Genomic DNA, 13981 nt, shown 5'->3' with positions numbered 1-13981 from the left:
CTTGTCCTGCTTGACGCCCCGCACGGCTGGCTACGATTCTATCGCCTTCCGTTTTCCGGCCCGCCGCCCTCGTGGCGAATGGGCCACCGCCGGACCAACCGGCGGGACTCTCCCGACGTTCCCGATTGCGTTCCATGTTCCAGCGCGTTGACGATCCCCAGTTCATCTCCGGCGAACACGAAGTCCTGCGCTTCTGGGAGCAGGAGCGGATCTTCGACCGGCTGCGGAAACAGAACGCCGGAAAGCCGAAATGGTCGTTCCTCGACGGACCGATCACCGCCAACAACCCGATGGGGGTCCACCACGCCTGGGGTCGGACCTACAAAGACGCCTTCCAGCGCTACTTTGCAATGACCGGCCGCGAACTGCGGTACCAGAACGGCTTCGACTGCCAGGGGCTGTGGGTCGAAGTCGAGGTCGAGAAGGAACTCAAGGTCGGGACCAAGACCGGAATCGCCGACTACGGCATCGACAAGTTCGTCTGGGAGTGCAAGCGCCGCGTCCTGCGGTTTGCCGCCCGCCAGACCGAGCAGTCGGTCCGCCTCGGCTACTGGATGGACTGGGACAACCCCACCCAGCTCCGGGCCCTCGCCGAAGCGGTCGGGACCGACAGGAAGGTCACAATCACGACACCGACCGGCAAGCCGGTCACCGACCAGTCCGAACGGATCGTCGAACGGCTCGGCAACCCGGAATGGGGCGGTAGCTACTTCACCTTCTCGACCGAAAACAACGAGACGATCTGGACCTTCCTCAAGAAGTGTTTCGAGCGCGGGAAGGTGTACCGCGGCCACGACGTCATGCCGTGGTCGGGACGGGCGGGAAGTGCGTATTCCCAGATGGAGATCGCCGACGGCCGTAAGCTGACGACGCACCGCTCGCTCTTCGTCCGGTTCCCGCTCCTCGACCGCGAATCCGAATCGCTCCTCGTCTGGACCACGACCCCCTGGACCCTGACCTCGAACGTCGCGGCGGCGGTCAACCCGGAGCTCGATTACGTCCGCCTCAAGGCCAAGAAGGATGGCGCGGTCTACTACTTCGCCAAGGACAACCTGGAGTTCAAGCGGCTCGAGAAGGAGTTCAAGGAAGGCTTCGGCCGACCCGAGTGGAGCTGGCCCGAAGGAGTTCCGAAGCTCAAAACGATCGCCCAGCTCTTCAAGGAGCAGGGGGGCTACGAGATCGATGGGACCGTCAAGGGAGCGGAGCTCGTCGGCCTGCGGTACCGCGGTCCGTTCGATGATCTGCCGGCTCAGCAGATGAGCGGCGCTGAGATCGTCGACCGGGAGATCGGTGAGGCAGGCGCGTCGCCTGAGCTTTCGGCGGTCCAGTGCCACCGCGTCGTCGACGGCGGACGGGACTTCAAAGGGAACCCGATGGTCACCGCCGGCGAGGGGACGGGGATCGTCCACATCGCCCCCGGCTGCGGGGACGTCGACCATACGCTCGGCAAGCAACTCGGCCTCGTCGGCATTGCGCCGCTGGGGGACGACGGGACGTTCGGCGATGGCTTCGGTCCGTTCACCGGCCGCAACGCGACCGACCCCAAGACGGTCGATCTCGTGATCGAGCAGCTCAAGGCCAACGGGGCCCTCGTCTACGTCGAGACCTATCCGCACATCTACCCGTTCTGCTGGCGGACCGGGGACGAGCTGGTGTTCCGGCTCGTCGACGAGTGGTTCATCGACATGGACTGGCGCGATGAAATCAAGGACGTCACCCGCTCGATCACCTGGCTCCCCGACTCCATCCAGGGTCAGGAGCGGGAGGTCGAATGGCTGACGATCATGCGCGACTGGATGATCTCCAAGAAGCGGTTCTGGGGACTGGCGCTCCCGATCTGGGTCGACGAAGTCGAGGACGACCAGTTCCAGGTCTTCGGCTCGCTCGCCGAGCTGAAGGCCTGGTACGACGAGCATGGCGGCGAAGGCTGGGAGAAGTTCGAAGGCCACACGCCCCACCGCCCCTGGATCGACGCCGTCCTGCTGAAGAACCCGAAGACCGGGAACCTGATGCGCCGCATCGAGGACGTCGGCAACCCGTGGCTCGACGCCGGAATCGTTCCGTTCTCGACCCTGAACTACAACGAGAACTATCCGGCCGACGTCCTGAAGTGGAAGGACTGGTTCCCGGCGGACCTCGTCACGGAATGCTTCCCGGGGCAGTTCCGGAACTGGTTCTATTCCCTCCTCTCGCTGGCGACGATGATGCGCCACGACGAGGCCCAGGATCCGCTGGAGAAGCGCCCCTTCAAGACCCTGCTCGGTCACCGGCTGGTGATGAACGAGGAGGGGAAGCCGATGCACAAGTCGGACGGGACGGCGATCTGGTTCGAAGAGGCGGCGGAACAGCTCGGTGTCGATACGCTGCGGTGGCTGTACCTCGCGCAGAACCCGGCGCAGGACCTTCGCTTCGGCACCCGGCATTCGCAGGACGGCGTGACCCTGGAGACGGTCGACGGACCGATCTCGCAGACAAAGGAAGGGCTGCCGACCTGCAAGGTGACGAGCAAGCCGGCCGACGACGTCCGCCGGCAGGTCCTGATCCCGCTGTGGAACAGCTACGCCTTCTTCGTGAACTACGCCCGGCTCGACAGCTTCGATCCGTCGCTGCCGCCAGTCCCGGTGAAGGACCGTCCGGAGATCGACCGCTGGATCCTGTCGAACCTGCAGGCCCTGATCGCGACGGCGCGGACCGAATTTGAGAACTTCAACTCCCCCGGCGTCACGTCGGCCGCAGCCGCATTTATTGATGACCTTTCGAACTGGTACATCCGCCGGAACCGGCGGCGGTTCTGGAAGTCGCGGAGCGAGGGAGCGTCCGAGAGCGCTACCGGCCAGTGGGACACCGACAAGCTGGCGGCCTACCAGACGCTCTACGAAGTTCTCGTGACGCTGACGAAGGTCCTGGCCCCCTGCATCCCGTTCATGACCGAGCGGATGTACCGCAACCTGACCGCCGGCCAGAAGGACGCGCCGTCGTCGGTTCACCTCTGCGGCTATCCGGAGCCCGTCAGTGCCGTGCTAGACGAGTCGCTGAATCACCGGACGGCGACCGCCCAGCGGGTTGTCCGGATGGGGCACCGGCTCCGCGAAGAGGCGAACCAGCGGGTCCGGCAGCCGCTGGCGGAGCTGCAGTACGCCTGTGGCAATCCGCAGGACGCGGCCAACATCGCGGCTCTGGCGGACGTCATCGCCGACGAGCTGAACGTCAAGAAGATCACCGCGGCGGCGAATCTCGATTCGCTCGTCCACTATTCCTACAAGCCGAACCTCAAGACGGTCGGTCCCAAGTTCGGCAAGCTGCTGAACGCGATCAAGACCGCGCTGCCGACGATCGATGGCAAGCTGCTGGCTCCCCTGCGGAAGGGGGAGTCGGTGACGCTGCCGATCGGCGGGCAGGAGGTCACGCTCGCGCCGGAAGACGTCCTCGTCAGTACGGAGCAGGCGAGCGACTGGGCGGCGGCCGATGATGCCGGGATCCAGATCGCCCTCTCGACGGCGCTGACGCCGGAACTGGAGCGGGAGGGGATGGCCCGCGACGTGATCCGTCAGGTGCAGCAGCTCCGCAAGGACCACGACCTCGAAGAGAACGAGCGGATCGAGATCCTGTGGGCAGCGGTCGATTCCGATCGGTACCCGGAAGAGGTCCAGGCGGCACTCGACGAGTGGCGGGAGACGATCCTGGCGGAGACGCGGGCAACAGCAGTCGTGACTCAGGCCGAGGGAGCCGAGAAGGTCGTCCTCGTCGGGGTCCACGAGGTCCGGCTGGGATTGAAGCGCGCCTGAGCTTCGCTGTTTGCTCGAACAACGTCCTTGCCGGCGCGGCTATGCTTGCTCAAACCCAACGTGCCACGGCAGCCCAGGGTCAAGGGGGCCACGCCCCCTTGCCGCCGGAGGCATTTTCGTTGAGGAACCGTGGGACACAACGGGCGTCCGTTTTGTGGTACCGGCGGTGAGGACTCACCGCTCGCTCCGCACTCCCGGCGGGTTGGTGAGGGGGCATACGGCACGGTGTCCGCGCTGGACACGTGCTCCTTCAGACATCTCTCGACGAGAAGGCCTCCGGCGGGCAAAGGGGCGTTGCCCCTCTGCACTCCCCACCAGGGTGCCCCTGGACCCGACGGCCAGCGCGACGCCGCTCAGCGGATGTTGCGGAACTGCGCGTCCATGAACTTCCAGATCGCCGGCGCGTAATAAGCCAGACCGCCGATCAGGGCCGCCGCCACCGCGAGGTACAGGACCAGGCCGACAAGGCCCAGCGTCCCGTCGCGGAAACGGGCCAGCATCTGCCACCACTTGCGGCGGTCGTACTGCTTCTCGAGCTTGGCAATCTCCCCCGCCAGACTCCGGCCGCGCGACTGCTGGCGATGAATCATCTTCCGCGCGGCATCGGCAAAGGCCGGGACCTGCGGCAGAGGGAGGAACGGCCCATTGGGACTGGCCGCGACCTGGGCGGCGGTTTCGATCTTGTCCGTCTTGATCGCCGCCAGGATCTGCCCGCTCGTCATCCGGAGCGTCGCCGGCTTGCCATCCCGCACGACCTTCACATACCAGGAGGTCGTTTCCGGCCCGGCAGCCGCGGCGGGAGCGGGAGAGACCCCCGACATGCCGGCGCCGGACGCGGACGAACGGTTCTTGGGCGTTCCCGGCAGCCGCGGAGCCGCGCGGATCGCCGAGGCGGACGAGACCCCCGAGGCATTCGACCGGGGGCCCTGGGCGAACGAGAGGGCCGACCCCGCCAGCCCGAGCGACCGGAGGTCCCGGACGAACTCCGTCATCGACTGGTAGCGGGCCTTGGAGTTCTTGGCCATCGACCGGTCGATCATCAGGCTCAGCCGCTCGGGGATGTCGCGGTTCACCTTATGGGCCGCCGTGAACGTCCCCTTTTCCTTATTGGCGATCAGCTCGATCACGGAGTCGCCGCTGAACGGGACCTGGCCGGTCAGGAAGTGGTAGAGCGTGACGCCGAGGGCGTAGACGTCGCAGCGGTGGTCGACGTGCTTGGCGTTGCGGGCCTGCTCGGGGGGCATGTAGTGCGGCGTCCCCAGGCCCATGCCGCTCTGGGTCATCGACATGTCCTCGTCGGTCGCCTTGGCCAAACCGAGGTCGGCCACCTTCACGACGCCGCTCTTCGTGACGAGGATGTTGTCCGGCTTGATGTCCCGGTGGATCATCTTGAGGTCGTGCGCGTGCTGGAGCGCCTCGGCGACGACGATCGTGACGAGCAGGGCGTCCGCCACCGAAAGCTGCTTGAGCTCGTTGAGCCACCCCTGCATGCTCTTGCCGTCGATGAACTCCATCGCGACGAAGTGCGTCCCCGCCTGCGTCCCGACGGCGTAGCACGAGACGACGTTGGGGTGCTGCATCTTGGCCATCGAGCGGGCTTCGCGGACGAACCGCTCCACGAAGCCCGGCTTGTCCGCCAGTTCGCGGGCCATGACCTTCAGCGCGCATTCCCGGTCCAGGCTCATCTGGTGGGCGAGGAACACCGCCCCCATCCCCCCTTGCCCGAGCTTGCGCGCGATCTTGAAGTCACCGATGACCGAACCAGGCGCGGTCGGCGAGGTGTCCTGGCCGATCGTCCCTTCGGCGGCCACCACGGTCTGCTGCATGGGGCCAACGTTCTGCTTGGTGATCAGCGTGTCCTGCAACGACTCCGCAGACGGCTCCCCCGCTGGGTTCGACATCTTCTCCACCTCATCTCCGCCGGCACGGCGCGAATGTGAAGACCCGTAAACTCAAGCTGTGGGGACGACTCGCAACCCCCTGCCGCGAGACTACCGCATCGCAAGTTCCGATTCATTCTTGAGATTTGCGGATTCTTGGATCATTCACAGAATGACCGCAGCGGTCCCTGCGAGTTGTGGCAAAACGCCACAAGGCTCCAAAACAAAACCGGCAACGCCCGTTTCCAGGCGTTGCCGGCAGATGTCACGGCGATGAGTCCTAGACTACGAAGCGGCGTCGGCGGCGGCCTTCTTCTTCTGTTGCCGCTGCTGTTTTCGGTTCTGCTGCTGTTGCGGCGGCTCCTTGGGAGCGCTCGGCTCGGCCTGTTCCGCGTTCCAGCGGTCCCACAGCCCCTGGAGCTCCTTGACCTTCTCCGGCTCGGCGGCGGCGAGGTCCTTCGACTCGCCGATGTCGGCGGCGAGGTTGTAGAGCTCGGCCGACTTCGTCCCACCGCGGGCCACGAGCAGCTTGTGGTCGCCGTGGCGGATCGCCCACTGGTCACCGAACCGCCAGTAGAGGGTCTCGTGCGGCTTGCCGGTGGCGGTCCCGGTCAGGTACGGAAGGAGGTCGACGCCGTCGAGCTTCCAGTCTGCGGCCACTTCGCCCCCGGCGGCGCGGATCGCCGTCGGGAGGATGTCGAGCTGGATCACCGGAGAGTCGTAGGTCTTACCAGCGGGGATCTTTCCCTTCCACTGGACCATGAACGGGACCCGCACGCCCCCTTCCCAGGTGGTCGCCTTGAAGCCGTGCAGCGGGCCGTTCTGGGACGTCGTGCTGGCAGTCGGACCGCCGTTGTCGGCGAGGTAAAAGACGAGGGTCTCTTCTTCCTGGCCGAGATCGCGGACCTTCTTCATGACGGAGCCGACGGCGTCGTCCATGCTGGAAAGCATGGCGGCGAAGATCTTCCGCTTCTCATCGGAGATCTCGGGGAAGCGGTCGAGATACTTCTTGGGGGCCTGGAGCGGGGCGTGCTGGGCGTTGAACGGCACGTAGAGGAACCAGGGGTCCGCCTTGTGCTTCTCCAGCCAGTCAACGGCCCGTTCGGCGTACTTGTCGGTGGTGTAGAACTCCTCGTCCGTGATCTTTTGGACTTCGGGGGAGACGCGGGAGTCGATGAACTGGGTCGGGTGGTAGAACGGGGTGTTGGCGAGGGTTCCGAAGAACTCGTCGAAGCCGCGGTTCATCGGGCGGTATTCCGGGCCGCCCATTCCTCCGCCGCCGAGGTGCCACTTGCCGACCGCGGAGGTCTGGTAGCCGAGCGACTTGAGGCGGGTGGCGATGGTCGTTTCGGTCAGGGCGAGGCCGGACTTCTGGGCGACGCTGTTGAACTCATGGCCGAAGCGGGTCTGGTAGCGGCCGGTCATCAGGCCGGCGCGGGTGGGGCTGCAGTAGGGTCCGCTGACGTAGCCCTGGGTGAAGCGGGTTCCCGCTTTGGCGATGGCGTCGATGTGGGGGGTGGGGATCTGGGGGTTCCCCTGGCAGCCGAGTTCGCCGTAGCCGAGGTCATCGGCAAGGAAGATGAGGATGTTGGGTTTGCGGGCCGGCTTGTCGGCCGCTTGGGTAGTGACGGCCGTGGCCGCGGACCACGACAGGAGGATGGCCATCGCGGCCAGCCAGCGAAATCTCATGGAAACCTCTATCGAACGAGAGTGAACTGGTGGTTCGAACGCGAGGTTATACCGCCCGCAAATTAAAACATCCATGAACTAGGTATTGATTTCACCGTGACTTAATCGGGTCCAGGGGCACCCTGGTGGGGAGTGCAGAGGGGCAACGCCCCTTTGCCCGCCGGAGGCCCTCTCGTCGAGAGATGTCTGAAGGAGTGAGTGTCCAAGCGCGGACGACGTGTCGGATGCCCCCACATCAAGCCGCTGGGATTCCAGGGCGAGCGTCGAATCCTCGGCGCCGGTAGCACAAAGGGGACGTCCGTTGCTTACCACGGCTCCGCATAGAAGTGCCTCCGGCGGCAAGGGGGCGAGGCCCCCTTGACCCCAGGTGCCGTCGCACGTTGGGTTTGAGCTAACCGCGCTGTGCCGGCAAGGACACGGCAGCAGCATTCGAGTGAAGGCCGACAACTCTCAGTGCTTCACCGTCTCGCTGATCTGATGCACCAGCGTCTCATGATCCGGCTCCTGATGACCGGTCCACCACTCCGAAAGCCGCTGGAAGATCACGAAGAACACCGGCACAAAGAACACCGCCAGAATCGTCGACGCCACCATCCCGCCAAACACCGCCGTCCCGAGAGCGCGACGCCCCGCCGCCCCGGCACCGGTCGCAATCACCAGCGGGACCACCCCCAGGATGAATGCGAACGACGTCATCAGAATCGGCCGGAACCGCAACCGCGAGGCTTCAATCGCGGCCTCCAGAATCGGCGTCCCCTTGGCCCGGATCTCACGGGCAAACTCGACAATCAGGATCGCATTCTTGCTGGCGAGCGCAATGATCAGCACGATCCCGATCTGCGTATAGACGTTGATGTCCATCCCCCGGATCGCCACCGCCGCGACTGCTCCCAGCAGGCCAAGTGGCACGACCAGAATGACCGCCGCCGGAATCAGCCAGCTTTCATACTGGGCCGCCAGCACCAGGTACACGAGCAGCACCGCCATCGAGAAGATCAGGTACACCTCGCTCCCGACCTTCCGCTCCTGGTAGGCCGTGCCGGTCCAGTCGTAGTCCATCGTGTTCGGCAGGTTCGCCTCGGCGACCTGCTCCATGATCCGCAGCGCCTCACCCGAACTGTACCCGGCCGCCGGCTCGCCGGTGATCGAGGCAGTGCGATAGGTGTTGTAGCGGTTAATGATCTGCGGCCCGAACGACTTCCGGACCGTGGCGACCGTGCTCAAGGGGAGCATCTGTCCGCTGTTGTTCCGGACCTCAAGCCGCTCGATGTCCTCCGGCTCCGCCCGGAACTGCGGCTCCGCCTGCATCCGGACCTGATAGGTCCGCCCGAACTTGTTGAAGTCGTTGACGTACGCCGAGCCGAGCGCCGTCTGCAGAGTCGAGAAGACGGTGCCGAGCGGCAGGTTAAGGCTCTTGACCTTCTCGCGGTCGATGTCGACATAGAGCTGCGGAACGCCGGCGCGGAAGGTCGTGTTGAGATTGGGAGCGATTCCCGATTGTGTGCGGGCGTCGGCGATGATCCGGTTCGCCGCTTGGGCGAGCTGCTCGCCCCCAACATCCCCTCGGTCTTCGATCTGGAGCTGGAACCCGGCCCGGACCCCGAGGCCCCGGATCGACGGCGGCGGGAAGGCAAAGATGACCGCCTCCCGGATCTGCGAGAACTGCGCCCCGAGACTGCCGAGGATCTTTTCGACCGTGATCCCCTTGGGCAGCCGCTGCTCCCAGTCCTGCAAGGTAATGAATAGCGTCCCGGCGTTCGGGGCACTGCTGCCGTCAAGAAGCGAAAGGCCGCCGATTGTGACCCAGTCCTCGATGCCGTCGGTCTTCTTGATGATCTCGTCGACGCGCTTCATCACCTCCCGCGACCGCTGCTGCGAGGAGGCGTCCGGAAGCTGGATCGCGACGAAGATGTAGCCCTGGTCCTCATTGGGGAGGAACCCCGAGGGGACCTGCAGGTACCACCAGCCGGTGAGGGCCACGAGTCCGGTGAAGAACAGCATGACCAGGACAAGCTGGCGAACGAGGACCCGCACGATCGCGACATAGATCCGTTCGAAGAAGTCGTACACGCGGTTGAAGCCACGGTAGAACAGGTTCTTCGGTCCCGCCTTCGGGGGCCGGAGCCACTGGGCGCACTGGGCGGGCTTCAGCGTCACGGCGTTGATGGCGCTGATGATCGCCGTGGCGGCGATCGTGAGGGCGAACTGCCGATAGAGCTGACCCGTGATCCCGCCCAGGAACGCACTGGGAAGGAACACCGCCATCAGGACGAGCGTGATCCCGATGATCGGACCGAGCACCTCGCTCATCGCCTGAATCGTCGCCGGTTTCGGTGCCTGTCCCTGCTCGATATGGTGCGCGGCGTTCTCCACGATCACGATCGCGTCGTCGACCACGATCCCGATCGCCAGGACGAGGCCGAACAACGTCAGCATGTTGACCGAGAAGCCGAGGGCGGCCATCGCCGCGAAGGCCCCGATGATCGTGACCGGGACCGTCGTGGCGGGGATCAGCACCGCTCGCCAGTCCTGGAGGAACACCAGGATCACGACGAGCACCAGGACGCCCGCTTCGATCAGCGTGCTGTAAACCTCGTGAATCGAGGCGTTGACGAACTTCGTCGTGTCGAGCGTGACCTTGTAGCGGAGCCCCTCGGGGAAGTTCTTCGAGAGCCGGTCCATCGCCGATTTGACCTGCTCGGCCACCGTGAGGGCGTTCGCTCCCGGGAGTTGATAGACGCCGATGTTGGCGGTCGGCTTCCCCTGCTGGAGGTTGAACTGGTCGTACGACTGGGCCCCCAACTCGATCCGGGCCACGTCCTTGAGGTACGTGAGCTGACCGGACTCTCCGGTCTTCACGATGATGTTCTCGAACTCCTTCTGGTCAGTCAGTCGACCCAGCGTCGTGACGGCGAACTGGAACTGCTGCGTCGCAGGCGAAGGGGGCTGGCCGATCTGGCCGGCGGCGACCTGCACGTTCTGCTCGCGGACCGAGGCGACGACGTCCTGCATGGTCAGGTTGCGGGCCTTGAGCTGCTCCGGGTCGACCCAGATCCGCATGCTGTAGTTGCCGGTCCCGAACACCGTGACGTCGCCGACGCCGTAGATCCGGCTCAGCTCATCGCGGACCCGGAGCGTGGCGTAGTTCGCGAGGAACAGGCTGTCGTACTGGTCCTGGTACTGCTCCTCGGCGTTGATCGAGAGGATCAGGATGAAGTTGGAGGACTGCTTGCGGACCGTCACCCCCTGCCGCTGCACGTCTTCCGGCAGGAGCGGCGTGGCGGCGGCGACGCGGTTCTGGACGAGGACCTGCGCGTCGTCGAGGTTCGTCCCGATATCGAACGTGATCGTCAGCGAATAGGAGCCGTTCCCCGACGAGGTCGAGGACATGTAGAGCATGTTCTCGACGCCGTTGACCTGCTGCTCGATGGGAGCGGCGACGGTCGACGCAACAACGGAGGCGTCCGCCCCGGGATAGGTCGCGTTCACAACGACGGTGGGCGGCGTGATCTCGGGGTACTGCTCGATCGGCAGCGCCCAGAGCGCGACGCCGCCAATCAGCATCGTCACGATGGCGATGACGTTCGCGAAGATCGGCCGCTCGATGAAGAACTTGGAGAACATGGTGCTGGACCGGGGTGGGACGAAAGGGCGGAAGGAACGAAGTCAGGAGCCCGGGGGACGGGGCTCACAGCAGGTTCGTTCCTAGGTCTTCCCCTCTCCTTCCGGCGGGGTTGAGGTCGCCGGGGAAGTGGCCTCCTTCGTCTGCGGCGCATTGGATCGCTCCCCCTCGGCCGCGGGTTCCATCGGGGCGGCAGCCCCTTCGGTCTTCGGGCCGTCGAGCGAATCGGGCGAAGGGGGAGCCGCGGGGGTTTTCGATTGCTCTTCCGCCGGCACCTTGGTTGGCGTCTTGTCGTCGGTCTTCGCGGCGGCCGGCGCGGCGGGGGAACCCTTGGAAGCGGACTCGAGTTCCGCGGTGGTCCGCATCCGCTTCTCGTCACTGGGGGTCACTGGCCGGGACGGAGCGGCGAGCTGCAAGCCATTGATGATCACCTTGTCCTGGGCGCCGAGTCCGGACTTCACGACTCGCAGGCCGTCGTAAGAGGGGCCGAGCTGCACGAGCCGCAACTCAACCTTGTTCTCGGGGCCGATCACAAGGACGAATTCCCCCTGCTGGTTCGTTCCGACCGCCCGCTCTTCGACGAGCAGTCGTGGAGCCGGATCGCCGAGCGGAGCCTGGATGCGAACGAAGAGGCCCGGGATGAGCGCGTGGTCCTCGTTGTCGAAGACACCGCGGCGGAGGACGGTTCCGGTCCCGGTGTCGACGCCGAACTCGCGGTAGTCGAGGTAACCTTTGCGCGGGAAACCTTTCTCGTTGATCAGCCCCAGGAACAGTTCGGGGCGGATCTTGCTCGGGTCGGGGATCGACTTGGACCGCAGCAGCTCCATGACGCGGAGGAGTTCGCGCTCGCTGACGTAGAAGAACGCGTGGATCGGAGCGATGCTTTCGATCGTCGCCAGCGCGGTCATCTGAGCCTGGATCAGGTTTCCGCGGTCGACGAGGTGCCGGCTGATCCGCCCGGTGATCGGAGCCCGAATCTCGGTGTAGCCGACCTGGAGTTCAGCGTTCTTGAGCTCGGCTTTGGCGGCCGAGACATCGGCCAGGGCGGTGTCGCGGGCCGCCTCGGCGTTTTCGACGTCGGTCTCCGGGGCGGCGTTCTGACTGAAGAGCTTGCGGACCCGCTGGATCGCCAGGTCTGCTTTCTTGAGGGCCGCTTCCGCCTTCTGGACGGTCGCCTGGGCCAGCTGCAGTTTGGCCTGATAGGGGGGCTGTTCGATGACGAACAGGAGGTCCCCCTCCTTCACCGTTGCCCCGTCCTCGAACGCGATCTTCTCCAAGATCCCGCCGACTTGGGCCCGGAGCTCCACTCGGGCGGTCGCCCGGGTGGTTCCGGTGAACTCGATCGTCTCGACGATCGGCTTTTCGAGGGGGTAGGCCCAGTCGACCTGGGGCGGGGTGAGCTGGACCGGCTGGTTGCGCTTGCCGCAGCCGCAGAGCGGCAGCACGAGAAGGAGGCCCAGCAACAGGCGAAACGGCATGGTTCGGACTCACGAGCAACGATGGGCGGCGAATAACTTTAGCATGCTAATTAATTGGGTGCGTTTGCTGCAAAGTCAATTGACGAATCCGCACAATGTCATTTACAGGAAATGACTTGCGACAGATATTCGCGCACAAACGAACAGTTCGGCACGTCGAACACCGCCCTCGCGGGTGATCCGGGCGAGGCTCGGCGGCCACTCCGAGGTCAGCAGGAACGATGCCCGGGCTCAGAGCCGGTTGATCGTCATTCCGCCGTCAATCCGGAGCACCTGGCCGGTCGCGTACGGCAGGTCGCCGCGGACCAGCATGGCCGCCGCGCGGCCCACGTCCTCCGCCTCGCCCCAGCGGCGGTCCAGCGTCAGCCCTTCGGACAGGAGCTTGTCGTACTTCTCGACGACTCCCGCGGTCATGTCGCTGCGGATGACTCCCGGGCGGATCTCGAAGACGTCGATGTCGTACTCCGCGAGTCGGGCCGCCCAGAGCCGGGTCGACATCGCCAGGGCCGACTTGCTGAGGCAGTAGTCGCCGCGGTTCACCGAGACGAAGTCCGCCGAGATCGAGCTGACGTTGATCACATAGCCCCGCAGCCCCGGCACCTGCTCCCGCTGCCGAATCATCTGCCGGGCCGCCAGTTGCGTCAGGAAGAACGCCCCCTTGAGGTTCACCGCCATGACGCGGTCGAAGGCCTCTTCGGTCGCCTCCAAGATGTCCTTCCGTCCGGGGGACGTGATCCCGGCGTTGTTGACCAGGACGTCGATCCGGCCCATCCGCGAGATCGCCTCGGCGATGAGCCGCTCCCGGTCCGCCGGCACGCCGATGTCACCGGAGATGTAGGCGACCCTCCGCCCCGTCCGCGCCAGGTCGGCCACGACGTCGGCGACGTCCGATTCGGGACGGACGCCGTTGAGGACCAGGTCCAGACCTTCCGCGGCGAGGCTCCGGGCGATCCCCAGGCCGATTCCGCGCGCGCCCCCCGTGATGACAGCGACTCGATTCATGGCGGCACTCTGATCCCCGGCTCCCGCTCCGTCAATTCCCGGCCGGCGCGACTGACATCGGGATGACGGCACATTTCGCGGATTCGACACGCGCGGTCGCCTGTCCGGGTCGGATTCGCTTGCAGAAACCGCCGGACGACGATCGGTCGCCGTTTGGCAGACAAGTTGCCTTCACAGGGGGATGTGGGCGGTCGCTTCTCGTGGTGTCCTCATGTCGACGGGATGGTTTGTTGTTTCGTTGTTGACGTTCCGACCGGGGTGTCCGGGGATCGAGGAGGACTCGCTGCCGTTGACGGTGTGCGGACTGGTGCGATCTCAGGATGCCAGGATTGATGGCGTCATGGCGCTGCTCCTCTTCGAGCACCTGTCGGTGCCGGAAGCTGACGCGGGCGGGGCTGTGGTGGAGGACGGCGTCTACTTCTGTGTCGGCCTTCGGGAGCGAGGGATTCCGGAGGGGAGTGGGATCCACTCCGTCGAGATCGAGCGGCCGGAATGATCTCGAGAGGCGCTCATTCCGTTGACTCG

Annotated in this window: 7 protein-coding genes; 2 read left to right on the top strand and 5 right to left on the bottom strand. The window is 65.4% G+C overall.

What is annotated here, in order from left to right:
• Window positions 1-134 precede the first annotated feature (134 nt).
• On the top strand, window positions 135-3785 hold the full coding sequence (locus VT03_RS18275) for a class I tRNA ligase family protein (protein ID WP_075094311.1): 3651 nt from the start codon (window positions 135-137) through the stop codon (window positions 3783-3785).
• A gap of 353 nt (window positions 3786-4138) precedes the next feature.
• On the opposite strand, the gene VT03_RS18270 is transcribed toward VT03_RS18275, so the two are convergent.
• From VT03_RS18270 to VT03_RS18250, 5 genes are all read right to left on the bottom strand, one after another.
• Window positions 4139-5686 carry a serine/threonine protein kinase gene (locus VT03_RS18270; RefSeq protein WP_156514590.1) on the bottom strand — a complete coding sequence of 516 codons (1548 nt, stop codon included), beginning with the start codon at window positions 5684-5686 and terminating at the stop codon, window positions 4139-4141.
• A 264-nt stretch (window positions 5687-5950) separates the two neighbouring features.
• Entirely contained in the window at window positions 5951-7354 is a 1404-nt protein-coding gene (locus tag VT03_RS18265; protein ID WP_075094309.1) for a sulfatase, read from the bottom strand.
• A 450-nt stretch (window positions 7355-7804) separates the two neighbouring features.
• A complete protein-coding gene (locus VT03_RS18260) occupies window positions 7805-10978 on the bottom strand; it encodes an efflux RND transporter permease subunit (RefSeq protein ID WP_075094308.1) in 3174 nt (1057 codons plus the stop codon).
• A gap of 81 nt (window positions 10979-11059) precedes the next feature.
• Window positions 11060-12454, bottom strand: a complete 1395-nt coding sequence (locus VT03_RS18255) for an efflux RND transporter periplasmic adaptor subunit (protein ID WP_075094307.1) — start codon at window positions 12452-12454, stop codon at window positions 11060-11062.
• A gap of 231 nt (window positions 12455-12685) precedes the next feature.
• Complete coding sequence (locus tag VT03_RS18250; RefSeq protein WP_075094306.1) at window positions 12686-13456, bottom strand: 3-ketoacyl-ACP reductase; 771 nt, start codon at window positions 13454-13456, stop codon at window positions 12686-12688.
• A 340-nt stretch (window positions 13457-13796) separates the two neighbouring features.
• Here VT03_RS18250 and VT03_RS33620 point away from each other — a divergent pair, with 340 nt between their 5' ends.
• Window positions 13797-13952, top strand: a complete 156-nt coding sequence (locus VT03_RS33620) for a hypothetical protein (RefSeq protein WP_156514589.1) — start codon at window positions 13797-13799, stop codon at window positions 13950-13952.
• The last annotated feature ends 29 nt before the right edge of the window (window positions 13953-13981 follow it).

This window comes from Planctomyces sp. SH-PL14, from assembly GCF_001610835.1.
Lineage (GTDB): Bacteria > Planctomycetota > Planctomycetia > Planctomycetales > Planctomycetaceae > Planctomyces_A.
Note: the sequence above shows the minus strand (reverse complement) of the source record. Positions and strands in the feature narration are given on the sequence as shown.